The following is a 25,792-nucleotide window of genomic DNA, read 5'->3' on the forward strand; positions in this document are numbered from 1 at the left end:
AGGTCAGTCGTGCTGCGCCCGAACTCTGGATCTCCGCCATCGCGCCCGCACCGACGCCCTTTGCACCTGGGACGCTTCGCCTCGGGCACGGCAGCCGTGGTATCGTTGCTGCTCGCCTCGCCCGTACTCGCCAATGGCTGGCACCGCCACGACCACGGCGGGAAGGGCTATTTCGCGATCGGCTGGAGTGCGCTCGATCTCGGTCCGCTGAACGACTTTCTTGCCGCGAGCGGGTACCGCCGCTTCTCCGAGGATTTCCTGACGCTCGGCGGAGGTGGCTACGCTGTGCTCGGCCGGTTCGTCATCGGCGGTCAAGGGCATGGCTATCTCGGGGAAGGGCAAGACGTCCCGCTCGGGATCGAGAACTTTAGGACCGACCTGTCGGCCGCCATGGGCTTCGTCGACCTGGGCTGGGTGCTCTGGTCCCACGGCGGGTGTTCGTTGACGCCCATGGTGGGCCTCGGTGGCGGCGGCTTGACTCTCCAGATCGACGCCCTTACCGCTCCGACGTTCGGCGAGGTGCTGGCGCAACCTGGCCATCGCTCGACCCTCTCAACCGGCGGCTTCCTCCTGGATCTGGGCGCGAGCTTCGACTTCTTGCTGCAAGGTGAGGATGGCGGTGGGCCCCTCTTCGGCGTGCGTGTCGGCTGGGTCCTGGCGCCGATCGAGGGCGGGTGGGAGCTCGAAGACCGCGAAATCGCCGGCGGCCCGGAACTCGGTGTCACCGGACCGTACGTTCGCATCCTTCTAGGGGGCGGCCGCTTGCCCTAACATGGCTCCATCGATCGGACGCCCTAAAAACGCCGCTGCTCCAACTCCAAAGAAACGACGTCGGCATGGCGCACCACCGTGGGCCACTTCGTGCGCGTTTTCACAAAGTGCGCTTCACGATGAAACACCCGTGACGCGACAGCGAACTTATCCACTGAGTTGGCACGCCGGCTTGCATCTCTGTGGATAACTTGAGATAAAGACCGTCAAAGATTCTTACGCTGTCCACTTCGTGTACAGCTACAGAGCCTCTTCGAGATCCGTTGGCACATCTCTCCGGCGGAGAGAATGTTTGACAAAGTTTCGGTCTTCCTCTATATTCCCAGTACTCTCAATACTCCGTTCTCCAGGGTGCAGGTACCGTGGGAACTCAAAGAGCGATGCGCACGCCGGCAAGAACCGGCGAGCGGGGGCATTTGTCCTTGCGGGCCCCTGGACTCTCGTCGCTCCGTGCCCGGGGAGCTCGCGCCCAGGCGGCGAGCAGCATCCGGGGCGAACGCTGGGCGGGTTCCCGTGACCGAGCGCTCACCGTTCTCCAACGATGGGAACGAAGGTAGAGCGTGCCAGAGCTCTCGATGTTTTCCGCTGGGGGAGCGTGCCAGAGCTCTCGATGTTTTCCGCTGGGGCAGAGCGTGCCAGAGCTCTCGATGTTTTCCGCTGGGGGAGCGTGCCAGAGCTCTCGACATTTTCCGCTGGGGCAGAGCGTGCCAGAGCTCTCGACGTTTTCCGCTGGGGGAGCGTGCCAGAACTCTCGACGTTTTCCGCTGGGCACGAAGGGGGTGTGGGGTCGTTGAGACTGAAACAGCGACGCACACACTACGCGTGTGCCCGCGGAGGGTAGTGGGTTCGGGGTCCGAGTGATCTGGCTCAGGAAGTCGTGAGGCGCAGCCGTCGCTGCAGCATCTTCCGCGCGAGGATCGACAGCTTGGAGGCGTCGCCACCCTTACCGCGGAGGAACTCCCGCACCTTGTGCTTGGCGGTCCGGCGCTTGCGGCGGTGCTTGCGTGCCGCTCCCAAGGTCTTGGAATTGCCCACGTGCTTCCCTTCGTGCAGGTGATTGCCCCCGAATCTCCTCGGGAGCCGGGCGGAAGATAGCACGAAACGAGGCCTTCCCGCCTAGGCGCCAGGCGGTGATCAGCCGTGCACGGACGCGGCCGCGGTTCCTCGTTGCGCTGTGGGCTTTGCCGCTGCATTACTGTGGGACCCGCCTGGGAGCGCGGGAAGGAGTTTCGGGGCGCCTCACCTCGTATGGAGCCATGAACTCGTACCCGAGTTCGAGTTTCGCCGTCCCGCCGGGGAGCGTGGATGCGGTGGCGCTGGCGCGCTCCGTGTCCGCCGCCGAGATGCTGAGCGCTTTCGGGCGTTACGTGCCTCCCCGCGACCAGACCACCTGGGAAGCCTGCGAGCTGGCGCGGGTTCGCTACATTCCCGGGAAGGCGTGGCATGTGCTGTACCGACTCTGGCGCACGGGCCAGACTCGGGCCGACGAGCCCACCTACATCCACGCCGAATTCCTGCCGCCCTCGCTCGCACTGCGCCGCTTCCTCGAACTCCGCGGCCAAGGGGGCAGCACCGCGCCGAGCGGCTTCGTCGCCGAGCTCGACATGGTCTATTGGCGCTTCCCCTCGGATCCCCAACTGGAGCAGCTGGCCACCTTCTACAAGGAGGGGCAGTGGCGGGTGGTCTCCTACATTCCCGGCACCACCTGCGTGCTCTCCGGGGAGCAGGCTGGTGAGCCGCGCATCCTCAAGCTCTACCGGGATGATCGGGTGGAACGTGTGGGGCAGGTGATCGAGGCCCTGCGCGAGGCCGGGGTCACCGCACCCAGGGTTCTCGAGGCCGACGTCGTCCGCCGGCTCCTCGTGCTGGAGCACGTCCCGGGAGTCTTGTTCTGGTCCAACCCCGAGGCGCACCTGGAGCGGGAGGTCGTCGGCGCCATGGCGCGAGAGCTGGCCCGCCTGCACGCCACCCAGCCGCCGGAACGCACCCTGGGCATCCTGCCGCGAATCGGCCATGCGGCGCTGGAATGGCAGCGCTTCCAGCACGCCAAGGACGAGCTCACGCAAGTATTCCCCACCCTCGAACCCCGCCTGCAGCGGCTCGAGACCATGCTCGGCCCCCTGGAGTCGGAATCGCCCGTCGTGCTCCTCCATGGCTCCTTCCATCCGGCCCAGTTCCTGATCCATCAGGGTGCCCCGCGGCTCATGGACTTCGATGCCGTTTGCCTCGGCGATCCGATGTACGACCTGGCGCGCTTCGCGAGCCACCTGTACGACATGGGGCAAGTGAACGGTCAGGACATCGGTCGCATCGAGAAGGCCGTCTCCGCCTTCCGCTCGGCCTACGTGAGTAGCCCCGGCTCGCGCTTCGACGCCACCCGCTGGTTCTGGTTCCTGTCGGTGGCGCTGGTCTCCAAGCGCGCCAGGCAGGTGCTGAAGCGCCTCGAGGTGGACGCGGAGAAGCTGGTCATGCACCTGCTCAACATCGCCGAGCAGAACGCCGTCTCCATCATTCGCCGCTGAGAGCCGGGCTGCCGCTCTCGGCGCCGGGGTGGCACCGAGTGGGCCGGGCTGTCGCCCTCGGCGTCGGGGTTCGCACCGAGAGTGCCGGACTGACGCTCTGGGCGCCGGGGTCGCACCGAGTGTGCCGGGTTGGCGCTCTGGGCTGCGGGGCCGCATTGAGTGTGCCAGTCTACCGCTCTGGGCGCCGGCATCGCACCGAGTGGGCCTGGTCGCCGCTCCGAAAGCTGGGTCGCCGCAGAGTGCGCCGGCTGGCCTCCGATCATGACGATGGTCGCCGACCTTCCTGCGGCGCCTCCGGAATTCTCCCACTTCGCTTTCCAGGGATTCCCCGATGGTCTGGGAGCGGTTTCCTGGATTCTCATAGTAGAGATTCCTCGATTCTCATAGTAGAGTTTTCCATGGCGAGGGACGGGGACGTACCCCTCGATCCTCGCTGGGTGCGGTCTCGGAACCGAATTGATCCGAGGAGGGGGAGAATTGACGATGCAGAAGCTGCGTAACCACGGCAGCGTCCTTGAGGTCGCGAGCGAGAGCACGGCCGTGCTCCTGCGGGAGCTGGTGGCTCACCTACGGCAGAATCGCACTCAGCTCCGCGAGGAATGGGCGCGGCGCATCACCGAAGCCAAGCTCCTCACAGCGATGAGCAAGGAAGAAGTGTTCGCCGAAGCCACCTCTGTGTACGACAACTACGTGGAGGCCCTGGAAACCGGGACCTTCGAGGCCCTGCAAGCCTACTCGCGCAATCTCTCCGAGCGCATCATCCCCCGGGGCGTACAGACCGACGAAGTCGTGGGCATCGTGCTGCTGCTGCGCGACGTCTTGGCCCGCTCCCTCTTCGGCCGCTACCACGCCGATTTCGAGAAGCTGAACCGCATTCTCGACGCCTACGAGCCCGCCGCCAACCGGATCGCCATCACCGTGGCGGTGGGCTTCGTGCAGGAACGCGAGCGCACCATCCGCGAGCAGCAGGAGGCCATCCGAGAGCTCTCCACGCCGGTGTTGCAGGTGCGCGAACGTCTCCTGATCCTGCCGATCATCGGGGTTATCGATCCACAGCGGGCGCGGCAGCTCACCGAACAGCTGCTGCGCGGTATCCGCACCAATCGCGCCCGCGTCGTGGTCATCGATATCACCGGTGTCGCCGCCATGGACTCCAACGTTGCCAACCACTTGGTCCTCACCGTGGAAGCGTCGCGCCTCCTGGGCGCCACGGTGATCGTGACCGGATTGTCCCCCGAGATCGCCCAGACCCTGGTGAACATCGGCGTCGACCTGACGAAGATGAACACCGTGGGCGACCTGCAGGGAGGGATCGAGGAGGCCGAACGTCTCCTGGGCTACAAGGTGCTGCCGGTGGAGAAGGCCGAGAAGGCGGAGTTGGCGAACTAGGCACGGAACTCCGCGAAGCAAGTCGAGGCGGCCTTGGAAGTACCCATTCTCAAGCAGGGGCCCTACCTGATCGGCAGCGTGCAGTCGGCGCTCACCGATGCCGACCTCTTGCAGCTGCGCGACACGCTGGTCGAGAAGGTGGGTCGCTTCCGCTCCCTGGGCGTCATCGTGGACGTCACGGCCATGGACGTCATGGATTCGTTCGCCTCCCGGACACTCAGCGACATCGCCCACATGATCCGCCTGCGCGGGGCGGAAACGGTCATCGTCGGCATCCAGCCGGAGGTGGCCTTCGCCATGGTGCAACTCGGCCTCACGCTCCAGGGGGTTACCACCGCCCTGGACCTCGAGGAAGGTCTGACCTTCCTGGACCGCAGGACCAAGAAGCACGGGGCTCACAGCGTTCCCCGGCCGCGATGATGCCGATTTTGGAATCGGACGCGGGCTCGAAACCTGGCGCGTCGGAGCGGCTTGTGGAGCAGCCCAGAGCTCAGGTGAAGAAGGCGGCCTCGGTGAACATCCAATCGGACCGCGACATCCTTTCGGCCCGGCAGCAAGGCCGGGCGCTGGCCCAACAGGTCGGCCTCACCAGCAGCGACCAGACAGTGGTCGCCACGGTGATTTCCGAGCTGGCCAGGAACATCCTTCTCTACGCCCGACCTGGCGCGCTCACCCTGGGGGTGGTCGAGTCCAACGGTCGCCGGGGCATCCAGGTGGAGGCGCGGGACCACGGCCCCGGCATCCCCGACATCGAGCGAGCCCTGCGCGTGGGCTATTCAACCTCGAAAAGCCTCGGCCTCGGTCTGCCCGGCGTGCGGCGGCTGGTGGACGAGTTCGAGATCGTCTCCAAGCCCGGCAAGGGGACGGTCGTGAAAGTGAAGAAATGGAAGTGAGCCGCCCGCGGGACAAGGAGAGCGGGAGGGGTTGAACGCGCGCCCACTCAGGGGAGGGTGGAGAAGCTGGAAGAACCGAAGACTCCGCACCTGGAGTGGTGGGTGGCGCAGTATGCACTCCCTGGGCAGACGAAGTCGGGCGATCACCATCTGGTCCAGGAGTTCCCGCACGGCATGCTCCTCGCCGCCGTGGACGGTCTCGGCCACGGGTGCGAGGCGGCGGCGGCAGCGGAGGTGGCCGTCCAGGTCCTGCGGGGCTACGCCCACGAGCCGGTTCTCGCCCTGGTGAATCGGTGCCACGAAGCGCTGCGGGGCACGCGAGGTGTGGTGATGAGCCTGGCGCAATACGATGCCCGGGAAGGCACGGTCACCTGGACCGGGGTCGGCAATGTGGAAGGCGTGGCGCTCCGGCCGCAAGCCGGGAATGGCGCCGTGCCGACGCGGCTGATGCAGCGCCGCGGCGTCGTCGGCGCCCGCCTGCCCTCCCTGCATGTTTCGACTTTCCCGGTCCAGCCTCGTGATCTGCTCATCCTCACCACCGACGGCATCGCCGGCGATTTCGACCGGGCGTTGAATCCCGACTCCCCGTTGCAGGTGCTGGCCGAAGGCATTCTCGCTCGTCACGGCCGGAACAACGACGATGCCTTGATCCTGATCGCTCGCATCGTGGAGGCACGCGCGTGAAAACAGCCGTCCCGACTCTGGCGCAAGAGTACGCCGACGCCCTGGCGGAGCATCTCGAGGGCGCCGAGGAAGTGACGCTGCATCGGGCCTGGGCCCTGGGACGCCGGGCTGTCACCGAGGGTCACGATCTCCTCGATCTCGTCTCCTTGCACCACGACGCCTTGCGGCAATGGTTGGGGAGGCCCCAGGGCATTCCCATGCCGCCCGATCTGGCTTCGGCCCAGACCTTCCTCGCCGAAGCGCTCTCTCCCTTCGAAATGGCCCACCGCCAGTTCCAAGAGGCCGTGGTGGCGCTCCGCGGTCTGAACCAGATGCTCGAGGAGGAGGCGCGGCGCATCGCCCAGGGGTTGCACGACGATGCCGCCCAACTGCTGGTGACCGTGTACCTGGCCCTCGACGCGGTGATGCAGGAGGAGCCGCGCCTGCGCCCGCGCCTGCGCGAGGTGCGCTCTTTGCTCGACGGAGTGGAACAGCATCTGCGCCGGCTGTCGCACGAATTGCACCCGTCGATCCTGGACGGCCTCGGCTTGGTCCCGGCGCTCGAGTTCCTCGTCGAAGGGGTATCGCAACGCACCGGGATTCCCATCGAGGTGGAAGGGCCGCTGGAGAATCGCTTGCCCATCCCGGTGGAGACCGCACTCTATCGGGTAGTGCAGGAGGCGGTGACCAACGCGACCCGTCACGCCCAGCCGCAGCGAGTGCAGATCTCCATCGCCCGAGAGGCGAGTGCAGTGACTTGCTCGGTGCGCGACGACGGGGCCGGGTTCGACACGGGAGCGGTCCAGGGCGCGAACCGGGGTCTCGGTTTGGTCAGCATGCGCGAGCGCATCCACGCGGTCGGAGGGCGACTACAGCTCCATTCGTCCCCGGGGTCGGGCACGGAGCTGGTGATCCAGATTCCGCTGGAGGTGGACGATGTCGTACCGAGTGCTACTTGCCGATGATCACCAAATCGTCCGTCAGGGCTTACGGGGTCTGCTGGAGCGGGCGGGGCACGAGGTGGTGGCCGAGGCCGTCGACGGGCGTGAAGCCGTCCAGCTCGCCTCCACCTCGCGTCCCGACGTCGCGGTTCTCGACCTGGCGATGCCGGTGCTGAACGGCGTGGACGCAGCCCGCGAGATTCTGCGCGCTTCCCAGGACCTGAAAGTGATCCTGCTCACCATGCACACCGAGGGGCCCTACGTCCTCGAGGCTCTGCGCGTCGGCGTCTGCGGCTATGTCCTCAAGACCCAGGCCGCGGAAGACCTGGCGCAAGCGATCGAGGAAGTGACCCGCGGCGCCATCTACCTGAGTCCGATGGTGTCACGCATGGTCGTGGAGGCCTATCGCACCAAGGGCGGCTTCCGCCCCAGCCCGCTCAGCCCGCGGGAGCGGGAGGTCCTGCAGCTCGTGGCCGAAGGCAAGACCACCAAGGAAGTCGCGGTCATCCTCGGCGTCAGCATCAAGACGGCGGAATCCCATCGCACGCGCATCATGGCGAAGCTGGACATCCACGAGACAGCGAACCTGGTGCGCTATGCGATCCGGCACGGACTCGTGCAGGCCTGAGGCTCGTCACCGCTTGCCCGTGAACCTGGTGGCGAAGCATGGGGAAGAGCCCTCCCTCCGACAGTTGCGCAGCGTAGCGCGATGGCAACTCCACGTCCGAGCAACTCGCGCAAGGGAGCGCGGTTTCCCCTCTGCCGCCGAGCAGCCTAGCGAAGCCCTCGCGGCGGTTCGATCGGGTCTCCCCCGAAGTGGAAGATGGAGAAATCCCCAAGGGCTGAAACCCGTGACCCGGGCGGGTCCGGAAGTTCTGGCACGATGGCTGCGACCCGATGCGGGCAGTTCTTGAGCGCCTTGGGGTGACGCCTACCACTCGTGTCCTGCGGCTACTTCTCGACCATCGTCGCGCCTCGCTTCCCAGCCGGGCGTCACCGAGTAAGTGTGGGTGAGGCCGTGGGCCGGTGAGGACCGGCCCACGGGTGCTGAGGGTATTCATCCTGGTGGGTTCCCCGTCGAATCCGGCTCGCTGACGGTGCCCCCCGCCAATCCGTCGAGCCTCGTGACGTGCCCCTCAAGTCCAGGACGGGTGAGCACCACAAACGTACCCGCCCGTCCCGGCGCGTTCGATCGGGCAAATCCCCGAGAAGTGGCCTGGAGAATCCCTGCTGTGGAGAGCGCGGTCGTAGAGCACTGTCAAGGGGCGCTGTTTGCTGTCAAGGGGCGCTGCTTACAGAAGCGCCGTCGTGGCGTCCTCGAGGAACTCCGAGAGCCTAGGCAGCTGCTCGTTGGCCCGGGCCTGCAGGTGGAACAGCGGCGCGGGGCCCCCTCGAGTGCCGTAGGAAGCCGGCGCCACCGTGCGGTAGTCCGGCAGCGTTTCCACCAGAGCTCCTGCTTCCTCGAGGATCAGGGTCCCCGCCGCCAGGTCCCAGAGACGGCCGCGGCCGTGGGTGGCGACGAAGGTGCCCTGGGCCGTCAGGCACATGTTGCCGATGATGCTGCCGAGCACGCGCACCTTGGCGCGCAGGCGCAGGTGGTGGGTGTAGTGGGTGCGGCTGTGCAGGCCCACGGTGGTGAGCGAGGTGTACGCCGTCACCGTGCTGGTGTGGATGGGTTGGCCATTGCAGCGGGCCCCGGCGCCGCGCATCGCGGTGAAGGTGCTGTCCAGGGCGGGGAAGTGGATGACGGCCAACAGTGGCTGGCCCTGCCGCCAGTAGGCCACGCTCGGCCCCCAGTAGGGGATGCCATGGGCGAAATTGGTGGTGCCGTCGATGGGGTCGACGATCCAGTAGTGCTCGGGGTCGCGCTGGTCGTGGCCGCTTTCCTCGCCGAGGAAGCTGTGCGCGGGGAACTCGCGGCGAACGAAGGCGTGGAACTGCCGTTCGGACTCGAGGTCGAGGTCAGTGACCAACGAGTCCTCGTCGCCGGCGACCTGCTTCACCCGCACCTGGGAGGCGTCGAGGTCGCGGGCCCCCTGGAGCTGCAGCGCGCCGATGCGCCGCACCTCGGCTTCGACCTGTGGCAGCCAGCTCCTAGGCTCGCCGTTCACTCCAGACTCCCGCCTCCCGACGCCGGTGTCGCCGCGGCGGAGTTGCGATGTTCGGGCCACCGCAGCACCTCCCGCGTCGTGTGGGCGTGGATCGTCACCGTGTCCTGGAGATTCCGGGCATAGCCGCCGGCCGTGAGGCCCACCAGCGGGATCCGGCGCGCGGCGCATTCCATCACCACGAGGGCGTCGCGCAGCTGCAGGCCTTCCAGGGTGAGTCCGAGGCCGCCGAGCTGATCCTCCCGGTAGGCGTCGGCGCCGGCCACCATCATGACCAGATCGGGGCGCTGCCGCTCGAGGAGCAGCGGCACCGCCCGCGCCAACAGCTCCAGATAGGCGCCGTCTTCGGTGCCGTCGGGCAGCCCGATGTCCCAATCGCTCTTTTCCTTGATCGGATAGTTGTTCTCCTGATGCATGGAGAAGGTGAACACCGAGGCATCCTCCATGAAGATGCGCGCCGTGCCGTTGCCTTGGTGCAGGTCGGTGTCGATGACCGCGGCGCGCTGGATCCGTCCCTCCCGCTGCAGCACGCGCAACGCCACCGCGACGTCGTTCACGTAACAGAAACCCTCGGCATGGCCGGGCATGGCGTGATGGTAGCCACCGCCGATGTGCATGCAGGCGCCGTCCGCCAGGGCGCAGCGCGCCGCGAGCAGCGTGCCCCCGGTCGCCAGCAGGTAGGCATCGCGGATCGCCGCGGTGATCGGCAGCTCGGAGCGCAGCACCCGCGCTGTCGGGCGCAGATTCAGGAAGTCGTCCAGGTAAGCCGTGGTGTGGGCGAGCTCCAGGTCTTCGCGCCCGATGGGTTCCGGCGCCAGGATGCTGCCGGGAGCAATGCTGCCCTCGGCGAGCAAGCGCTCGACCACCAGCCGGAACTTCTGGGTGGGGAAGACGTGCGGGCCGATGTCGCATTCGTAGCCGGGCGAGTGGACGATGCGCAACATGCTTCCACCTTAGCATGGCAGGCAGCGTGGCGCAGCGCTTGACGCCTCCGGCGCGCTCCTCCTATCCTGGCTCGATCGCTGCACTCCAGCCGCTCCGAGCCCGGAGTTCGGCGGGCCCCCGAGACACCCAAGGCGCGATCAGGCTCGACGCACGCCACGAGAAGGGTTCACGCATGCTGCGCGCACGCTCGCTTCGCTTCGTTCCACCTGGCTCGGTGTCGGGAGGCGCCGCGGCGCCCCTCGCCCTGGCGGTGTTCCTCCTCGGCTTCGGGGCGGTCGGGGCCTCGGCCGCCACCGATTACCTGGATCTGCGCGAGCGACTCGAGACTTCCCGCGAGAATCTCCGCACCGCCCTGGCCAAGTACGTGCGCCCGGCCGACCGTCTGGCGTTCCCGGCCGACAAGGGCAAGGCCTTCCGCGTCTATCTCGACGCGGCGCTCGCGGCGACGAACGCCAAGCAGGAGTTCCCCGAGGTGCACGCCGCCCTGTCCAAGTGGAACGGACGCCTGGAGTCGGCGAACGACACCCAGCGCCGCGCCCTCGGTCTTTTCCTCGGCGACTACATGTCGGTGCGCTATGGCGACGATCTGGTGCGGGAGCTGAAGGAGCTCGTCAAGTTCCGAACCTTCCACAACGTGGTCTCCGAGAACCCGGACAACCCGGAGTTCCAGTCCGCCCTGGCGTACTTGGCGGATCTGGCGCAGGGTCTCGACCTGAGCGTGGTGAAGCATGGCACCGAGACCCTGGAAATCCGCCTGGAGCCGGCCAAGGGGCAGGGCGGCGGGCCACCGGTCGTGATGTTCACCCATGTCGAGGTCATGCGACCGGTGGAATACAAGTGGGACCAGGACACGCCGCCCTTCAGCATGCAGCTCAAGGACGGCCGCTGGGTGGGTTGCGGCGTCTACGGCGACAAGGGGCCGATGGTCGTCAACCTGTTCGCCCTGAAGGTCCTGCGAGACGCGGGTCTCGTCCTCGCCCGGCCGCTGGTGCTGCTCGTGGGTACGCAGATGAGCACGCCGACCTCCGGCATCGCCAGCAGCCTGGCGATGCTGAAGACGCCGCCGGCCCTGGTGCTGGCGGCGGACGGCACCTTCCCCTACTCCGAGGGGCAGATGGGCGACCTGGTGGCGCGGGTCGCGTCGACGCGGGGGATGAAGTCCACCGCGGGGCTCAAGCCCGGTGAGTTCTACATCTACAAGATGTCGTCGTACTACTCGATGAACACGGTGCCGGCGGAGACCCGGGTCTGGGTCCTGTACAAAGATCCGGTCAATTCCACCAATCCGTCGCTGGACATGGTCACCAAGTGGCGCGGGATCATGGAGCCGCACCAGACGACGATCCCGGTGTCGCGCTACGGCACCTACGTGCAGGACGACACCCTGCACTTCTTCAGCTACACGCTCCCCTCGCACGTGGAGAGCGAAACGGGCCGCAACGCCATCATGGACATGGCCTCGGCGCTGGCCAAGGCCCCCATGCTCACCAACTCGGCCTGGGACATCATCCGCTTCCTCGACACCGGCCTGCGCTCCGACCCCACGGGCAAGGCGGCGGGTCTCTACTACGAGGATCCGAAGATGGGCTCGACGCGGGTGAACCCGGTGCAGTTCGATCGCATCGGCGAGGAGGTGGCCGTCCTGGTCGACGTGCGCTTCCCGGCCGGGCACGATCGCGGCTGGATCAAGACGCGCTTCGCCGACCTGGTGACGAAGTTCAACCGCGACACCAAGACGCAGCTCGTCTTGAGCTGGGAAGGGGAAGGACGCGAACCGGTGCAGCAGGCACCGCCGCCGACCGTGCGCGACTGGCTGGTGGATGCCTACGAGTTGGGGAGCGGCGACATCGGCGCCGAGGCCGCAGGAATCTCCCGCAGCGCCGGCAACCTGATGCCGCCGGCCATCCCCTTCGGCCCCGAGCGACCTTCGGTGGACAAGCACGGCCACACGCAGCACGAATCGATCTCCGAGCGCGAGCTGTCCGATCTCTCGGTCGCCTATTGCTCCGCGCTCGCCTGGTTCAGCAGCGCCACGGCGGTCCCATGAGCCGGCGGAGGGAAGGAGAAGCGTGAAGATCGGTGTCCTCATCAAGCAGGTCCCGGACACGGAGACCAAGATCCGCATCGCTCCGGAGGGCACGGACATCGTCCGCGACGGCATCAAGTACGTCATGAATCCGTACGATGAGATCGCGGTGGAGCTGGGCCTGCAGCTCAAGGAGCGCGTCGGCGGCGATTCCAGCGTCACCGTGCTCTCCGTAGGGCCGGCGCGGGTGGCGGAGGCGTTGCGCACGGCCCTCGCCATGGGCGCCGATCGGGCGCTGCACGTGAAGGACGACGCCTGCGACGGCGGCGACGCCTTGGCCACCGCGCGCGTGCTGGCGGCGGCGTTGCGTCCCGAAGCCTTCGACCTCGTCCTCGCCGGCAAGATGGCCATCGATGACAATGCCTCCAGCGTCCCCGCCGCGGCGGCGGTGCTCCTCGACCTGCCCTGGGTTGGACTCATCCATGCCTTCGAGCTGGGCGGCGACGGCAAGAGTGCCCGGGTGCGGCGGCGCGTCGACGGCGGCGAGGAAGTCGTCGCCTGCAGTTTGCCGGCGCTCTTCACCTGCGAGAAGGGCGTCGCCGAGCCGCGTTACGCCAGCCTCACAGGCATCATGAAGGCGAAGAAAAAACCCATCGAAGAGAAGACGGCGGCGGCCCTCGGCTTGAGCGCGGAGCAGATCGGCAAGGCCGGCGCCGCCGTACGGGTGCAGCGGCTGCTCCCCCTCCCGGAGCGCGGCGCCTGCAAGTTCATCGAGGGCGACGCGCAGCAGCAGGCACGCACCCTGGTCCAGCTCCTGCGCAACGAGGCCAAGGTCGTCTGAGGCGCAGCGTCACCCCATTCCGCGGAGAGCGCCATGGCGAAAAAGATCCTCATCGTCGGTGAGAGCAAGGACGGGGCGCTCCGCAAGACCACGCTGGAGGTGCTGGCGGCGGGACGCGCCCTGGCGGCGAAGAGCGGCGGTGCGCCGGAAGGAGCGCTCGTCGGCTCCGGCCTGGACAAGGCGGCGGCGGAGTTCGCCGCGCAAGGCGTCACCGTGCACAGCGTGGACCACGCCGCCTACGCCCGCTACGCCGTCGACACCTGGGCCGAGGCGCTGGTGCGCCTGGTACGCGAGCGCGGCTACGAGATCGTCCTCTTCGCCGACACCACGCTGGCCAAGGATCTGGCCCCGGTGCTGGCGGCGTCTCTCGACGCCGCGCTGGTCACCGACGTGGTGCACCTCGACGTGGGCCCGGACGGTTTGCTGCGCGCCGTGCACCCCATCTTCACCGGCAAGGTGAACGCCGAGTTCGTCCTCCAGGCTAGGCCGGTGCAAGTGCTCACCGTGCGACCGCACACCTATCCCGCTGCCACCGCCGACGGCGCCCCGGGCACGGTGGAGAAGCTGGACTGGAGCCCGGAGCGCGCCCCGCGCACCGAGGTGGTGGAGCGCGTCGCTGCCGCTGCCGGCCGGGTCGAGCTCGCCGAGGCCGAAGTCGTCGTCTCCGGCGGCCGCTCGCTCAAGTCGGAGGAGAACTTCAAGATCATCGAGGCGCTGGCCTCGGTGCTGGGCGGCGCCGTGGGTGCCTCGCGCGCCGCCGTCGATGCGGGGTATCAGCCGCACAGCCGCCAGGTGGGGCAGACGGGCAAAGTGGTCAACCCGTCGCTCTATGTGGCCTGCGGTATCAGCGGCGCCATCCAGCACCTGGTGGGCATGCGCACCTCGAAGGTGATCGTGGCGGTGAACAAGGATCCCAACGCCCCCATCTTCCAGAACGCCGACTACGGCGTCGTCGGCGATCTGTTCGAAATTGTGCCGCTGCTCACCCAGGAATTCAAGAAGCTGCTCGGCAAGGAGTGATGCGCTCCCATCCTGGCGTGCCGGTGTCGGCGGACCCGCCGCTCCGCATCGTGCTCGTCGAGCCCGAGATCCCGGGCAACACCGGCAGCATTGGCCGGCTCGCCCTGGCGACCCGTTGTCCGCTGCACCTGGTGGAACCCTTCGGCTTCCGCATCGACGACAAGGCCCTCCGCCGCGCCGGGCTCGACTACTGGCCGGAGGCCGAGATCTACTACCACGCCTCCTTCGCCGCTCTCCTCGAGGCGCTGCCGGGTTGTTCCTTCCACCTGCTCTCCACCCATGCGGCCACTCCATACACCCGCATCGGCTTCCGGCGCGGCGACTTGGTGGTCTTCGGCAAGGAGACGACGGGCCTCGACCCAGCGCTCCTGGCGCAGCATGCGGAGCGTTGCTTCGCCATCCCCATGTGGAACGAAGCCCGCAGCCTCAACCTGGCCATGGCGGCCGGCATCGTCGTCTATGAAGGTCTGCGCCAGCTGGGATGCTTGTCGGCGTAGCGTATTGCTTTCCCGCGCCTTCAGCCTCGCCTAGACTCCCGACCCATTGCGGACGCTGCGCCGCCTGGGAGGGACACGTGACCGCCGCGCACGATTTCGTCGAGCTGCAGGAAGATGTCTCGGCGAGCCCGTTGTGGAACGCCGACCTCGCCCCCACGACGCTGGCACAGAGAACCTGGTCCACCTATCACATCGCCGCGCTCTGGATCGGCATGAGCGTGGTGATCTCGACCTATCTCCTCGCCGCCGGCCTCATCGAGCAGGGCATGACCTGGTGGCAGGCCTTGTGTACCATCCTCCTGGGCAACGTCATCGTGCTCGTGCCGATGGTGCTGAACGCGCACGCGGGCACCAAGTACGGCGTGCCCTTCCCGGTGCTTTGCCGCGCCAGCTTCGGCACCCGCGGTGCTCACGTGCCGGCGCTGCTCCGCGGCATGGTGGCCTGCGGCTGGTTCGGCATCCAGACCTGGGTCGGCGGCAGCGCTCTCGATCTGCTCGGGCAGGCGATCTGGCCTGGCTGGCAGAATGTCCCGGGCCACGCCTGGATCGCCTTCTTCGTCTTCTGGGGAATTCAGGTCATCATCATCCTGCGCGGCATGCAGGGGATCAAATGGCTCGAGGCCTGGGGCGCGCCGCTCTTGCTCCTCGGCGGGGCGCTGCTGTTGCTCTGGGCCCTGCGCGCGGCAGGGGGTTGGAGCGGCATCTCGAGCGGGGCCGAGAAGCTCCGGGGTCACCGGGAGCATGCGTTCAGCCACATCTTCTGGCCTGGTTTGACCGCCAACGTGGGCTATTGGGCGACGTTGTCGCTCAACATTCCCGATTTCAGCCGCTTCGCCCGCAGCCAGCGCGAACAGATGTGGGGACAGGCGCTCGGTCTGCCCACCACCATGTTCGCCTTCTCCTGCATCGGCGCCCTGGTCACGAGCGCCACCGTCGTCGTCTACGGCGAACCCGTCTGGGATCCGGTGGCGCTGGTGTCCCGCTTCGGTTCTCCCCTCATCGTCGTCTTCGCGGCGCTCGTCATCTTCGTCGCCCAGATCACCACCAACATGGCGGCAAACGTCGTGGCCCCGGCGGCCGGTTTCTCCAACCTCGACCCGCGACGGATCTCCTTCCTCGCCGGCAGCCTGGTCACCGCCGTCCTCGGCATCGTCATGATGCCCTGGAGGATCATGCACAGCGCCGGGGACTACATCTTCACCTGGCTCATCGGCTACTCGAGCCTCATGGGAGCGCTGGCGGGGATCTTGATCTGCGATTACTGGGTGCTGCGCCGGCGGCGGCTCGTGCTCCGCGATCTTTACTTGCCCGAGGGGCGTTACAGCTACGGCGGCAGCGGCGTGAACCGGCGGGCGCTGCTCGCCCTCGTGCTCGCCGTGCTCCCGGTGATCCCGGGCTTCCTGCACGCTGCCTTCACTTCCGGCGGCGTCGTGGCGTCGCCGAACTTCTTCGACCGGGTCTACACCTACGCCTGGTTCGTCACCTTCGCTCTCGGCTTCGCCCTCTATGGCCTGTTGATGCGCGGCCGCGCCGGGAGCGCCGACTGAAGCAACCTCACGGGAGCCGCACGATCTTGGTGGCAGGCCCTTCCGGCTGCACCAGTCGCGCCACGTAGATGCCTGCGCCCACCGACTGGCCCTGCCGGTCGAGTCCATCCCAGGCGAGCTCGCCGGCACCGTGGAGCAGCCGCACCAGCCTCCCGCTCGCGTCGTAGATACGGACGGTGCGCGGGGCGCCGGGCGCGACGCGGAACAGCGTGGTGCGGCGGAAGGGATTGGGGAAAGCAGAAAGGCCGGAGCGCGCCGCCTCCCTCCCGCCGAGTGCCGACAGCGTGGCTCGGCCGATGCGGAAGATGCGGCCGCCGTAGAACGAGGCGCCGTAGAGAGCGCCATCGGGCCCTGTCTCCAGGTCCACGACGCCATCGAGGCCGGTGGCGAAGAGAAAGAGATCGGCCTCTGTGGTGGAGTCGGCGACGCGGTCGCTGACCTCGGGCGCCGGGAGCACGATGGAACTGCGGTCCTGGACGAGGTCGTAGCGGTAGATCTTGCCCGGGTTGTTGTGGGTGCCGACGAAGAGGTCGTCGCGATACTGCACCCCGAGGCTGTCGCTCTGCAGGAACAGCACCGCCGTCGGCGCCACGGTGGGGGTGAACCAAGAGAACACGGGATCGCTGTAGAAGGACCCGGGCGCCACCCAGAGGTGGTCCGCGCCGCTGGGGTTGCGTGACAGCGGCCCCCAGAGATCGCTCCAACCGCCGTTCGACCCAGGCAAGAAGCGGTCGATCTCGTCGTAGTCGCTCGGGCCATTGTCGCTCGCCCAGAGCACGCCGGTCTGGGGCTCGAAATCGAAGCCGAAGCTGTTGCGGATGCCGTAGCCATAGGCGTACTGCATCGCCCCGCCCAGGCCGTAGAAGGGATTGCTCGCCGGTGGCGCGCCATCCGGCTGGATACGGAAGACGATGGAGGTCGTGTCGGGGGGCGTGCCGGTCTCGACGTTCTGCAGATTGCCGCTGAAGGAGCGGCCGACGTCGCCGATGGTGCCGTAGAGCATGCCGTCCGGGCCGAAGCGCAGCGCGCCGCCTTGGTGGATGTATCCCGGCCGGCCCGGGAGGCGCAGGAGGAGCTGGGGCGACACGAGCGCGCCGCCATTCCAGACATAGCGCTCGACACGGTTCTCGAGCACCGCATCAGAGGTGAAGACGTCCACCGCCGTCGGGCTCGCCGAGTAGTAGAGATAGACGAAGCCGTTGCTCGCGAACTGCGGATCGACGGCGACGCCGAGGAGGCCGCGCTCACCGAAGTTCGACACCGCCAGATCCAACGCCGTGCCCTGGAAGACGCCGTCGCGGAAGTGCTGCACCAGGCCGCTGTACTTCTCCAGCACCAGCAGATCGACGGGGCCGGGGAGAGGGAGGAAGGCGAAGTTCGTCGGCCAGGCGGGACAGCAGGCGTAGGTCGACACCACGAGGGTCGGGTCGCTCACGCTTTGCGCCGCGGCCTCCGGCGGCAACAGCAGCGCCGTGACCGCGCCGAGGGGAGCGAATCGCGACGGGCGCATCGCACTCAGCGCCCTTTCTTCGTGCCCTTCGACCAGGCGCAGCGGCAGCCCAAGCGGTCGATGGGCTGATTCGGCGTGTTCTTGCTCCGGTTCGCCACCATCGCATCACCCACCGGCTGCCGCGGGCTCGAGAAGCAACCGCCGCGGGCGGCGCGCCACGGTGTGGGCTTGTCGGGGCCGCGCGGATCGCGTGCCGGTGAACGAGTGTAATACTTGTCGTCGAACCAGTCGTAGCACCATTCCCACACGTTGCCCACCATGTCCAGGGCCCCGTAGGGGCTCGCTCCCTTGGGGAAGCTGCCCACGGGCGCGGGGCGCCGGAAGGTGTCGGGCCCGGCATCGTCGCCCCAGAAGTTGCAGCGATCGGGCTCCCAGACGTTGCCCCACGGATAGATGCGCCCATCCGTGCCCCGCGCCGCCTTCTCCCATTCGGCCTCAGTGGGCAGACGCTTGCTCGCCCAAGCGCAATAGGCCCGCGCCTGTTCGTAGGTGATGTTCACCACCGGGTAATCGGGCTTGGCGAGGAAGTAGCCCTCTTCCCAGTAAGGGCTATTGGGATAGACCCGGCTCGTGGCGTCGCAGAAGGCCTTGAACTGCGCGTTCGTCACCTCGGTGCGATCGAGCCAGAAGTCTCCGAGCCAGACCTTGTGCTGCGGGCTCTCGTCGGCGTCGGAAGCGCCGGCGTCCTGTCCCATGAGAAACTCTCCCGCCGGGACGAACACCATGTTTTCTTGCAACGACTGCTCCGTCGGGGACTTCGGTGCTGCGGCGCAACCCGAGAGCGAAGCGATGCAGGCAAGCAACAGGAGAGACTGCGTTTGCCAGCGCAGCTCCAGGTGTCGACGCAAACGCTTCTCCCTGGCTCGGGGACCAGTCTCGGGATGAAACAGTCCTGACGGACTGTCTCGCGCTGGAACTCTGCCGCCTAAGTCTCGCGGTGAAACAGTTCCCGCCCCGGCGTTCCCGCGGGCGAATCTTAGTCGCTGGCCGCACGGCGTGGGAAGCATGGGCCCGCGGGATGGGAGGGGGCGAAGTGAACCAGAGGGGACAAAAAACGCGAGCCGGTTACCCAGCTCGCGCGGCGAGGAAAGCCGTTGGCGCCCCAGGACCGCAGGTGGGCTCGCTCGCCACTCCCCCCACAGGCATGAATCCGTGGCTTGCAGCCACTCCGGGAAGAGGGGCGCGCAACGGCGGAGACCACGGCTGGCGTGCGGTCGATCCGAAGAAAAGAGGAGCCGCCGCCACCGCCTTCGAGTTTTCGTTCAGTAGCGCGCGGCTCCTCTGCCTGCACGCCATCCTGAATCGTAGGCCTCGCATGCATCGTGCCTTCTCGCTGGCGAGGGCACCAATCCCTGCAGCAGATCCACAAGAGATGCGGCGAGTGGATTGAATCGACGCCACTTCGCCCCCGACGATGGGTGCTGGCGCCGCCAAGCGCTCTCGCGTCTGCCGGCTGGGGCCTGTATCGGGAGACTCCGAGCCAGCGTATTATTCGGATACGGTCGGGGCGCCCGCGCCTCCCCGAGCCGAGCCGAAGCGCGCAAGCGGCTGTTTTGGCTGTGCTTGGCCGGCCTAAACAAGCGAGATCCGGGTCCCTTCTTGGTACGGCCATTGCGTTGTCCCAAGCGGTGCACCAGCCGTCGACGTGCGCGCGCTCGCGGGTCCCATGGGAGCCGGTGTGATCCATCGTTTGCAGTACGCGTTCTGTTGTGCCGTTTCAGGGTTGCTTGCCGGCATCACCCTCTTGCCCTGGGGTCCCCTGGAGGTCTTCGAGCTCAAGACCCTCGATGTCCGCATGTGGGTGCGAGCGTTCTTCGATGAGCCGAAGCCCCGTTTCATGGTGGAGACCTTGGTCCTGGATGACGAGTCGCTGCGCGAGGCGCAGCGGAACGGCGCCCAGGCCGAGAGCTTGAGCGTCGCCTTGTCGAAGCTGGTGCAGGAGCGCGCCCCGGCCCGCGGTGTCCTCGGGATCGAGCTGCCCCGCTGGCACCCGGTGGCAACTCCCTACTTCCAGGAGGTCATCCAGGCCGCGATTCGGCCGGACACCCCACCCCATCCTTCCTCTCTCGTCGTCGGCCTGCATTCCGATGATCAGGAGGAGCTCACGGGCTACGGCCTAGCGGGCTTCGAGATGCGGCCGCTCGCGAGTCCCGGCGTCGGCCACGAGCTCCACGTCGGTCTGGTGGATTGCGAAGGCGACAACGATGGCGTCGTCCGCCGGCTGCCTCTCGTCCTCCCCCGTGACGGCCGCCTCTATCCGACTTTTCTCCTGCAGCTCGTTGCCGCCCACGACGGCGTCCGCGCCGAGGATGCCACGTTGGTGCCGGGACGCGCAGTGGAGCTCCGGCGCGACGACGGCCGCGTCGTCCGCCGCATTCCGGTCGACGAGGAGGCTCGCGTCTTGGTGAACTACCGCGAGCGCCCGCCGGAAGCGCGGCTCTCGGTGCGCTCGGCGGTGGACGCCGACGGCGCCGTGGGGACCCGCGTCGTCATCCTCGGCACCACGGCGCGCAGCGTCGCCACCAGTCACAACGTTCCGCTCGGCGGCCGCTTGGCGGATATCGAAGTCACCGCCGAAGCGCTGCAGACCATCCTGAGCGGCGACACCATTGTCCGCGTCGGGCGCTGGACACGCTTCTTCCTCACCTGGGGCATCCTCTTCGCCGGCTCCCTCGGCATGGTGCGCCTGCCCTCCTGGCGAGGCGTCGTCCTCGGCTTCGGCATCGTGGTGGCCTACTTCCTGGTGGAAAAAGCGCTCTTCATCGGCGCCAACGTCTGGTTGCCTTTCATGCTGCCGGTGACCGCCTTCACCTGGGGGACCGCGGTCTTCCCGGTCTACGGTTTCCGCTGGCGCGCCAAGCGCCACATGGAGGAGATGCGCCTCTTGCGCCGCTTCGACGAGCTCGTGCTCATGAACATTGCCGGTGGCCTCATCGTCGCCGACCGCCACGGCATGGTGCTGCGTCACAACCCGCGCGCCGCCGATCTCCTCGGTCTCCCGGGCGAGTCCCTGCACGGGCGGCACGTGCGTGAACTCTTCGCCGTCAGCCCGGCGATGCTGGAGCTGCTCGGACAGGTCATGCACGGGAGCCACGAGTCGCGGCGCGATGCCGGGACGCTTTCCCACAGCACCCGGGTCGTGGTGCCGTCGCGGGCCGAGGACAACGAGCGCGTCTTCGACCTCGAGGTCGCTCTGTTGGATCCCGAGCTCCTGCGCTCGACGCGTCAATCGGACCTGCCCTGCTACGTTCTCACCTTCGACGACGTCACCGAGCAGGTAGTGCGGGCCCAGGAGGAAGCGCGGCGGGCGCGCCTGGCCGCGGTGGGCGAGATCGCCGCCAAGCTGGGCCACGAGATCCGCAACTCTCTCGGAGGCTTGCGGCTCTATGTGGAGAACATGCGCCATGACCTGCGCGGCGGCGTGATGACGGAGATCATCCCGAAGATGCTGCGGGAGATCGACTTCCTGCACCGGAAGATGGACGAGCTGCGCCAGTTCGGCGCCGACCCGAAGCTGGAGCGGTCGCCCACCGATCTGAAAGAGCTCCTGGACGAGGCCCTCACCTTCGCGCACCAGCGCCTGGGGCAGAAGCACATCCGCGTCGTCCTGGAGTGCGAGCGCCCGCTGCCGCCGCTCCGGGCGGACCGGCGCCAGCTGCGCGAGGCGTTCCAGAACCTGATCAACAACGCCATCGACGCCGCCCCGGAAGGCGGGCGCGTGGCGATCCAGGTGGAGCGGGCACACTGCGGCAACGGCAACCAGTCCGGCGTCTATCGGGTGCACATCGAGGACAATGGACCCGGCATCGCGCCGGAGAACCAGGAGCAGGTGTTCTCGCTCTTCTTCACCACCAAGCCCGACAGCGGCACCGGCCTCGGTCTACCCATCGCCAAGAAGATCGTCGAGAGCCACGGCGGGCGGCTCTCGTTCAGCTGCGGCCCCCAAGGCGGCACGCGCTTCACCGTCAGCCTGCCGGCGGGGGAGCCAGTGGAGGAAACGGCGTGATCGAAACCGAAACCAGGGTGCGCACGCTCGTGGTGGACGACAACCGCACCCATCGCGAGGCCATGCTGATGACGCTGGAGCGTCTCGGCCACGAGGTGCACGAGGCCACCACCGTCGCCGAGGCGCGGGAACGTCTGGCGGAGCAGGCCTTCGATCTGGTGATCGTGGACATGGAGCTGCCGCCGGCCGCAGGCGCCCCGAGCAAGCAAGAGCACGGCCTCGCGGTGATCCAGGATGCCCGTGCCGCCGACCCGGACGCGGCGGTGCTCGCCATCACCGGCTTCGCTTCGGTGGAGAACGCCGTCGAGGCCATGCGCGCCGGTGCCGCCGAGTACATCATCAAGGGAGCGTCGCTGGAGGAGCTGCGGGTGCGGCTGGAGCGCGCTCTCGAGGGGCGCAACCTGCGGCGCGAGAACCGCCGTCTCGCCAACGAGAACCTGCTGCTCCGCAGCCAGCTGCAGCATCGCTACGGGCCCTCCCGCATGGTGGGGAACAGCTCGAAGATGCGCGACCTCTTCAACCGCATCGTGCTGGTGGCGCCGCGGATCCACACCGTTCTCGTGCGCGGCGAGAGCGGCACGGGCAAGGAACTCGTGGCCCGGGCCATCCACTACAACAGCCCGCGGCGCGAGCGACCGCTGTTCACGGTGAACTGCACCGCGCTCTCGCACCAGCTCATCGAGAGCGAGCTCTTCGGCCACCGCAAGGGCTCGTTCACCGGCGCCACGGAGGATCGCAAGGGCCTGTTCGAGGAAGCCCACGGCAGCACGCTCTTCCTGGACGAGATCGGTGATCTGCCCCTGGAGACGCAGCCGAAGTTGCTGCGCGCCATCGAACAGAAGGAGTACAAGCGCATCGGCGAGAACACGCCGCGCAACACCAACGTGCGCATCGTCGCCGCCACCAACCACGACCTGCTGTCGCTGGTGGAGGAAGGTCGCTTCCGCGAGGACCTCTACGCCCGGCTCGAGGTGATCACCCTCACCCTGCCGCCGCTCCGGGAGCGGCGCGAGGACATCCCGCTCCTGGTGGACCATTTCCTCGACAAGTTCTGCCGCGACGCCGAGCGCGACTGCCCGAAGATCTCGGAAGCAGCGCTGCGGCGGTTGCAGGAGTACGCCTGGCCGCGCAACGTCCGCGAGCTGGAGAACGTCATGACCCAGGCGCTGCTCTTCTGCGAAGGCGGCGAGCTGCGCCCGGAACACCTGCACCTGCCGGCCTTCGCCGCCCAGGCGGCGACGGAGGAGTGGTTCGAGCAATACACCCAGGGCCTGTCGCTCCGGGAAGCGAAGGAGAAGCTCGAACGCGACCTGGTGAAGCGGGCCCTCGGGGAATCCACCGGCAACATCAGCCGCGCCGCCGAGAAGCTGGGCATGCAGCGGCCGAACCTCTATCGCAAGATGCGCGAGTTCGGCCTGCGCCCCGACGCCGCCGACTGAGCCAGCAACGCTGTACGCCGAAGGCGCTCCGCATCACCTCCACCTGTCTCCGTTTTGTCTCCTTGGAGACGCACCGGATCTGCACCGGAAACCTCCCCGGAGACTCACTCAAGGCTCACCCCGGGCCGGGTTGATTCGCCCCCGGCCCATTGACTACGCTTGCGTCCCCGACTGCACGGCTTCCGGAGGGAATGCATGGGCTCGGCTCGCAGCGCGCGCTCGTCGCGCGGGCTCCAGGGATTCGTCGCGGCCGCGGCCGTCGCCGTGGCGCTGGCTGCCGCGCTGGCAAGGCCGGGTGTGGCGCAGGCGCCCGCGCCAGCACCCTCGCCTGCACCGTTGCGCTTGCCCCTCGGTGCCAACCCGGACAGCGCCCTCGCCGCGGAGATCGCCAAGATCCCCGGCACCGCTCTCGCCCTCGAAGAGGCGGTGCAGGCCGCCCTCGAGCAGGACACGGCCATCGTCGAGGCCGAGGCAGTTCTCCGCGCCGCCCAGGGCGTGGTGCGCCGCGAGAAGGGCCCCTTCGATCCCGAGGTCTTCGCCCGCTACGACGTGGACGATCAGGAGATACCCGCGTCGTCTCCCTTGGCCGGCGCGCAGGTCCTCGAGACCAACGAACGTGCTACCTCGGTCGGGGCGCGGAAGCGCTTCGGGTCCACCGGCACGGAGATCGAAGCCGCAGTGGACAGCCGCCGGCTGGACACGAACTCGGGCTTCGAGACGCTGATCCCGAAATATGTGGCGGAGGGAAGACTTTCCCTCACGCAGCCACTCCTCAAAGGGTTCGGCCCCTCGGCGCGGGCGGAGCTCTCGGCGGCGGAGCGGGACCTAGAAGCGGCGCAATCACAGTACGAGAGCACCGTGCTCGCCGTGCGCTCCACGGTGGAGCAGTTTTACTGGGATCTCTACGCCGCCGAGCGCGACGTGGCGGTGGAGCGTCTCATCCGCGACCGCGGCGCGCGACTCCTGGAGGACACCCGCGTGCGGGCCCGGAGCGGTCTCGTAGGGCCCGACGACGTGGCCAACGCCCAGGTGTTCCTGGCCCAGGAGGAGCAGGCCGTCCTCGATCGCGAGGAACGGCTCGGTGCGGTTTCCGACCGGCTCGCCACCTTGATGGGCCGGCGCCCGGAACCAGGGATGAGCCGCTTCCGTCCTACCCAAGGCCCACCTCTCGCCTTCGCCGAGGCGCCGGTGGATTCGGTGGTGCAGCTCGCCCTCAGCCACAATCACGACCTGCAGGTGGTGGAGCGGCGCATCGAGTCGGTCCGGGCGCTGGAGCGAGGGGCGCGCTGGGACGCCTTGCCCGATTTGCAGCTCGTGGGCTCGCTCGGGGGCAACGGTCTCGCCGGGACGCCACATCCCGTGGTCTTCCCGGGCTCCGTCGACACGCTCTCGGCTACGGTCCGTGGCGACGCCGGCGAGGCCTGGAGCCAGGTCTTCTCGCGGGATTTCCCCACCTGGACACTGGGATTGCGCCTCAGCGTTCCCCTCGGTCTCCGGGAGGGTCGGGGCGAGCGCGACCGGCTGCGTGCCGAGGCGGAGCGCGCCGAGAACCAGCTCACCGCGGTGCGCCGCGGCCTGGAGGAAGATGTGCGCAACCGGCATCGCGAGCTGTCGAACGCCCCGCGCCGGGTGCAGGCGGCCCGGACCGGCGTGGAGGCCGCCATCGAGCAGACCCGAATCGGTATCCTGGAGTACGAGAGCGGCCGTACCACGGCCTTCGAGCTCGTGCGCCTCGCCGCCGACGTGGCGACGGCGCAGCAGCGCTACTCGGAAGCCCTCGTGCGCGCGGCGAAGGCCGCCGCCGAGCTGCGCCTGTTGACGGCGGGAACGTTCCCGCCGCCGTGAGGCGGAACACGATCGTCGCCGTGCGGCGAGATTCGCCCGCGACGCCGAGCTTCGAAAGGTTGCAGCCCTTGAGTGCTGTGCAGCGTGGGTTCCTGGCTGGTCTCGTCGTTCTCGTCATCGGCTGTTCGAAGCAGCAGCAGGGCCACTTCGCGCCCCCGCCGATGCCCGTCGAGACCGCCGCGGTGGTGCAAGGCCCGATCGCCGATCGCTTCGAGGCCGTGGGCAGCATCGAGGCCATCGATGCCATCGAGGTGGTGGCCGAGATCGACGCCATCGTGGAGAAACTGCCGTTCCAGGAGGGTGGCGCCGTCGCCGCTGGCGATCTCTTGGTGCAGCTCGACGACGCGACGCTGAAAGCCGAGGTGGCCCGTACCGAGGCGCTGCGCGACCAGGCCCGCGTCACCCACGACCGCGTCCAGGAAGTGGTGGGGCAGGGCGCCGGCGCGCCGCAGGATCTGGATGATGCTTCGGCGGCACTCAAGGTAGCGGAAGCTAACCTGGCGCTGGCGCAGGCGCGGCTGGAGAAGACGCGCATCGTCGCCCCCTTCGCCGGCCTCGTCGGATCGCGGCGCGTGAGCCCCGGCGCTTTCCTCCGCGCCGGCCAGACGATCACCGATCTCTCGCGCCTCGACGAGATCAAGGTCACTTTCTGGGCCCCGGAACGCCTGGTCCCGGTGCTGCAACGGGGAGTCCCCGTCCACGTCAGCACCACCGCCTATCCGGGCTACGTGCTCGAGGGTCGCATCGACGTCGTCGACCCCGCCCTCGATCCGGGCATGCGGAGCGTCCGTATCATCGCCCGCGTCGCCAACCCGGGCGCCAAGTTCCG

22 protein-coding genes are annotated in these 25,792 nt (G+C 68.0%); 17 read left to right on the forward strand and 5 right to left on the reverse strand.

Features of this window, described 5'->3' with window-relative positions; genetic code table 11:
- The first annotated feature begins 60 nt into the window (after positions 1-60).
- The gene (locus tag VFE28_14805; GenBank protein HZM17269.1) at positions 61-771 is read left to right on the forward strand and encodes a hypothetical protein; all 711 of its coding nucleotides are present in this window, start codon (positions 61-63) and stop codon (positions 769-771) included.
- Between the two features lie 867 nt (positions 772-1,638).
- Here the strand turns inward: VFE28_14805 and VFE28_14810 are convergent.
- Entirely contained in the window at positions 1,639-1,806 is a 168-nt protein-coding gene (locus tag VFE28_14810) for a hypothetical protein (GenBank protein ID HZM17270.1), read from the reverse strand.
- A 221-nt stretch (positions 1,807-2,027) separates the two neighbouring features.
- On the opposite strand from VFE28_14810, the gene VFE28_14815 reads away from it, so the two are divergent.
- From VFE28_14815 to VFE28_14845, 7 genes are all read left to right on the forward strand, one after another.
- The gene (locus tag VFE28_14815) at positions 2,028-3,293 is read left to right on the forward strand and encodes an aminoglycoside phosphotransferase family protein (GenBank protein ID HZM17271.1); all 1,266 of its coding nucleotides are present in this window, start codon (positions 2,028-2,030) and stop codon (positions 3,291-3,293) included.
- 483 nt (positions 3,294-3,776) lie between these two features.
- Positions 3,777-4,682: an STAS domain-containing protein gene (locus VFE28_14820; GenBank protein HZM17272.1), complete on the forward strand. Its 906-nt coding sequence runs from the start codon at positions 3,777-3,779 to the stop codon at positions 4,680-4,682.
- Positions 4,683-4,715: 33 nt separating this feature from the next.
- Complete coding sequence (locus VFE28_14825) at positions 4,716-5,102, forward strand: STAS domain-containing protein (GenBank protein HZM17273.1); 387 nt, start codon at positions 4,716-4,718, stop codon at positions 5,100-5,102.
- Between the two features lie 53 nt (positions 5,103-5,155).
- Positions 5,156-5,575, forward strand: coding sequence for an anti-sigma regulatory factor (locus VFE28_14830; protein HZM17274.1), 420 nt, complete (start codon positions 5,156-5,158; stop codon positions 5,573-5,575).
- 102 nt (positions 5,576-5,677) lie between these two features.
- On the forward strand, positions 5,678-6,259 hold the full coding sequence (locus VFE28_14835) for a SpoIIE family protein phosphatase (GenBank protein ID HZM17275.1): 582 nt from the start codon (positions 5,678-5,680) through the stop codon (positions 6,257-6,259).
- On the forward strand, positions 6,256-7,203 hold the full coding sequence (locus VFE28_14840; protein ID HZM17276.1) for an ATP-binding protein: 948 nt from the start codon (positions 6,256-6,258) through the stop codon (positions 7,201-7,203). Before VFE28_14835 ends, VFE28_14840 begins: the two co-directional genes overlap by 4 nt.
- Positions 7,175-7,807, forward strand: coding sequence for a response regulator transcription factor (locus tag VFE28_14845; GenBank protein ID HZM17277.1), 633 nt, complete (start codon positions 7,175-7,177; stop codon positions 7,805-7,807). Before VFE28_14840 ends, VFE28_14845 begins: the two co-directional genes overlap by 29 nt.
- Before the next feature lie 664 nt (positions 7,808-8,471).
- Here VFE28_14845 and VFE28_14850 read toward each other — a convergent pair.
- The gene (locus VFE28_14850; protein HZM17278.1) at positions 8,472-9,290 is read right to left on the reverse strand and encodes an inositol monophosphatase; all 819 of its coding nucleotides are present in this window, start codon (positions 9,288-9,290) and stop codon (positions 8,472-8,474) included.
- Complete coding sequence (locus tag VFE28_14855; GenBank protein ID HZM17279.1) at positions 9,287-10,231, reverse strand: histone deacetylase; 945 nt, start codon at positions 10,229-10,231, stop codon at positions 9,287-9,289. Before VFE28_14855 ends, VFE28_14850 begins: the two co-directional genes overlap by 4 nt.
- A 173-nt stretch (positions 10,232-10,404) precedes the next feature.
- Between VFE28_14855 and VFE28_14860 the strand changes: the two genes are divergently transcribed.
- From VFE28_14860 to VFE28_14880, 5 genes are all read left to right on the forward strand, one after another.
- Positions 10,405-12,279, forward strand: coding sequence for a M20/M25/M40 family metallo-hydrolase (locus VFE28_14860; GenBank protein ID HZM17280.1), 1,875 nt, complete (start codon positions 10,405-10,407; stop codon positions 12,277-12,279).
- Positions 12,280-12,301: 22 nt separating this feature from the next.
- Complete coding sequence (locus VFE28_14865) at positions 12,302-13,099, forward strand: electron transfer flavoprotein subunit beta/FixA family protein (GenBank protein ID HZM17281.1); 798 nt, start codon at positions 12,302-12,304, stop codon at positions 13,097-13,099.
- A gap of 33 nt (positions 13,100-13,132) precedes the next feature.
- Positions 13,133-14,119 carry an electron transfer flavoprotein subunit alpha/FixB family protein gene (locus VFE28_14870; GenBank protein HZM17282.1) on the forward strand — a complete coding sequence of 329 codons (987 nt, stop codon included), beginning with the start codon at positions 13,133-13,135 and terminating at the stop codon, positions 14,117-14,119.
- Positions 14,119-14,616: a tRNA (cytidine(34)-2'-O)-methyltransferase gene (locus VFE28_14875; protein HZM17283.1), complete on the forward strand. Its 498-nt coding sequence runs from the start codon at positions 14,119-14,121 to the stop codon at positions 14,614-14,616. The genes VFE28_14870 and VFE28_14875 overlap by 1 nt, the downstream gene beginning before the upstream one ends.
- Positions 14,617-14,693: 77 nt before the next feature.
- Positions 14,694-16,163, forward strand: a complete 1,470-nt coding sequence (locus VFE28_14880; GenBank protein HZM17284.1) for an NCS1 family nucleobase:cation symporter-1 — start codon at positions 14,694-14,696, stop codon at positions 16,161-16,163.
- A gap of 7 nt (positions 16,164-16,170) precedes the next feature.
- On the opposite strand, the gene VFE28_14885 is transcribed toward VFE28_14880, so the two are convergent.
- Positions 16,171-17,673: a PQQ-dependent sugar dehydrogenase gene (locus tag VFE28_14885; protein ID HZM17285.1), complete on the reverse strand. Its 1,503-nt coding sequence runs from the start codon at positions 17,671-17,673 to the stop codon at positions 16,171-16,173.
- Between the two features lie 5 nt (positions 17,674-17,678).
- Positions 17,679-18,521, reverse strand: a complete 843-nt coding sequence (locus VFE28_14890) for an SUMF1/EgtB/PvdO family nonheme iron enzyme (GenBank protein ID HZM17286.1) — start codon at positions 18,519-18,521, stop codon at positions 17,679-17,681.
- 830 nt (positions 18,522-19,351) lie between these two features.
- Between VFE28_14890 and VFE28_14895 the strand changes: the two genes are divergently transcribed.
- The 4 genes from VFE28_14895 to VFE28_14910 all read left to right on the forward strand — a co-directional run.
- Entirely contained in the window at positions 19,352-21,679 is a 2,328-nt protein-coding gene (locus VFE28_14895; GenBank protein ID HZM17287.1) for an ATP-binding protein, read from the forward strand.
- Positions 21,676-23,118 carry a sigma-54 dependent transcriptional regulator gene (locus tag VFE28_14900; GenBank protein ID HZM17288.1) on the forward strand — a complete coding sequence of 481 codons (1,443 nt, stop codon included), beginning with the start codon at positions 21,676-21,678 and terminating at the stop codon, positions 23,116-23,118. The genes VFE28_14895 and VFE28_14900 overlap by 4 nt, the downstream gene beginning before the upstream one ends.
- 195 nt (positions 23,119-23,313) lie before the next feature.
- Positions 23,314-24,963 (forward strand): TolC family protein, encoded by a 1,650-nt coding sequence (locus VFE28_14905; protein HZM17289.1) that lies wholly within the window; start codon positions 23,314-23,316, stop codon positions 24,961-24,963.
- Positions 24,960-25,792, forward strand: an 833-nt coding sequence (locus tag VFE28_14910) for an efflux RND transporter periplasmic adaptor subunit (protein HZM17290.1), incomplete at its 3' end; no start/stop codon positions are given. The genes VFE28_14905 and VFE28_14910, both read left to right, overlap by 4 nt.

This window comes from Candidatus Krumholzibacteriia bacterium (assembly GCA_035649275.1).
Lineage (GTDB): Bacteria > Krumholzibacteriota > Krumholzibacteriia.

Bases quoted from the DNA above. Each gene is read 5' to 3' on its own strand.
- VFE28_14885 (HZM17285.1), bottom strand. From the start codon at position 17,673: ATGCGCCCGTCGCGATTCGCTCCCCTCGGCGCGGTCACGGCGCTGCTG.
- VFE28_14845 (HZM17277.1), top strand. From the start codon at position 7,175: ATGTCGTACCGAGTGCTACTTGCCGATGATCACCAAATCGTCCGTCAG.
- VFE28_14905 (HZM17289.1), top strand. From the start codon at position 23,314: ATGGGCTCGGCTCGCAGCGCGCGCTCGTCGCGCGGGCTCCAGGGATTC.
- VFE28_14870 (HZM17282.1), top strand. From the start codon at position 13,133: ATGGCGAAAAAGATCCTCATCGTCGGTGAGAGCAAGGACGGGGCGCTC.
- VFE28_14815 (HZM17271.1), top strand. From the start codon at position 2,028: ATGAACTCGTACCCGAGTTCGAGTTTCGCCGTCCCGCCGGGGAGCGTG.
- VFE28_14860 (HZM17280.1), top strand. From the start codon at position 10,405: ATGCTGCGCGCACGCTCGCTTCGCTTCGTTCCACCTGGCTCGGTGTCG.
- VFE28_14855 (HZM17279.1), bottom strand. From the start codon at position 10,231: ATGTTGCGCATCGTCCACTCGCCCGGCTACGAATGCGACATCGGCCCG.
- VFE28_14820 (HZM17272.1), top strand. From the start codon at position 3,777: ATGCAGAAGCTGCGTAACCACGGCAGCGTCCTTGAGGTCGCGAGCGAG.
- VFE28_14875 (HZM17283.1), top strand. From the start codon at position 14,119: ATGCGCTCCCATCCTGGCGTGCCGGTGTCGGCGGACCCGCCGCTCCGC.